This is a genomic window from Frigoribacterium sp. NPDC087798 (genome assembly GCF_044742985.1).
Lineage (GTDB): Bacteria > Actinomycetota > Actinomycetes > Actinomycetales > Microbacteriaceae > Frigoribacterium.
Window position 1 is genome coordinate 3,223 of record NZ_JBIUVP010000009.1, and the last position, 1,778, is coordinate 5,000.

A 1,778-nucleotide genomic window follows, 5' to 3' on the forward strand; every position below is an offset into this window, starting at 1 on the left:
CTCGTTGACCCCCGTGTATACCGCGGGGCGAGTACATGCTCCTTAGAAAGGAGGTGATCCAGCCGCACCTTCCGGTACGGCTACCTTGTTACGACTTAGTCCTAATCACCGATCCCACCTTCGACAGCTCCATCCACAAGGGTTAGGCCACTGGCTTCGGGTGTTACCGACTTTCATGACTTGACGGGCGGTGTGTACAAGGCCCGGGAACGTATTCACCGCAGCGTTGCTGATCTGCGATTACTAGCGACTCCGACTTCATGAGGTCGAGTTGCAGACCTCAATCCGAACTGAGACCGGCTTTTTGGGATTCGCTCCACCTTACGGTATCGCAGCCCTTTGTACCGGCCATTGTAGCATGCGTGAAGCCCAAGACATAAGGGGCATGATGATTTGACGTCATCCCCACCTTCCTCCGAGTTGACCCCGGCAGTCTCCTATGAGTTCCCACCATAACGTGCTGGCAACATAGAACGAGGGTTGCGCTCGTTGCGGGACTTAACCCAACATCTCACGACACGAGCTGACGACAACCATGCACCACCTGTATACCGACCTTGCGGGGCGACCATCTCTGGACGTTTCCGGTATATGTCAAGCCTTGGTAAGGTTCTTCGCGTTGCATCGAATTAATCCGCATGCTCCGCCGCTTGTGCGGGCCCCCGTCAATTCCTTTGAGTTTTAGCCTTGCGGCCGTACTCCCCAGGCGGGGAACTTAATGCGTTAGCTGCGACACGGAGACCGTGGAATGGCCCCCACATCTAGTTCCCAACGTTTACGGCATGGACTACCAGGGTATCTAATCCTGTTCGCTCCCCATGCTTTCGCTCCTCAGCGTCAGTTACGGCCCAGAGATCTGCCTTCGCCATCGGTGTTCCTCCTGATATCTGCGCATTCCACCGCTACACCAGGAATTCCAATCTCCCCTACCGCACTCTAGTCTGCCCGTACCCACTGCAGGCTGGGGGTTGAGCCCCCAGATTTCACAGCAGACGCGACAAACCGCCTACGAGCTCTTTACGCCCAATAATTCCGGACAACGCTTGCACCCTACGTATTACCGCGGCTGCTGGCACGTAGTTAGCCGGTGCTTTTTCTGCAGGTACCGTCACTTTCGCTTCTTCCCTACTAAAAGAGGTTTACAACCCGAAGGCCGTCATCCCTCACGCGGCGTTGCTGCATCAGGCTTTCGCCCATTGTGCAATATTCCCCACTGCTGCCTCCCGTAGGAGTCTGGGCCGTGTCTCAGTCCCAGTGTGGCCGGTCACCCTCTCAGGCCGGCTACCCGTCGTCGCCTTGGTGAGCCATTACCTCACCAACTAGCTGATAGGCCGCGAGTCCATCCTTGACCAAAATTCTTTCCAACTCCTAGCCATGCGGCTGAAGCTCGTATCCGGTATTAGACGCCATTTCTAGCGCTTATCCCAGAGTCAAGGGCAGGTTACTCACGTGTTACTCACCCGTTCGCCACTAATCCCTGGAGCAAGCTCCAGTTCATCGTTCGACTTGCATGTGTTAAGCACGCCGCCAGCGTTCGTCCTGAGCCAGGATCAAACTCTCCGTAAAAGAAAAAACAGCACAACCGGAATAGGCCATGACTGCTGAATTTGATGCTGACTAAAGAACAAAACAATCTGACGATTGTTGTTGTCCATCAATCTCAAAGAAACCTAAACACCACTCACAACCCCACCAAAGATGAAGCCACAAGCAATGCCAGGGTATAATTTGGCATTTGACAATGTGCACGCTGTTGAGTTCTCAAGGACCAAACGCAC

1 other annotated feature (running past one end of the window) is annotated in these 1,778 nt (G+C 54.4%).

What is annotated here, in order from left to right:
* Window positions 1–1,566 (reverse strand) — a sequence feature (most likely nonfunctional fraction of RNA operon); it reaches 2,911 nt to the left of the window's first position.
* Window positions 1,567–1,778 lie beyond the last annotated feature (212 nt).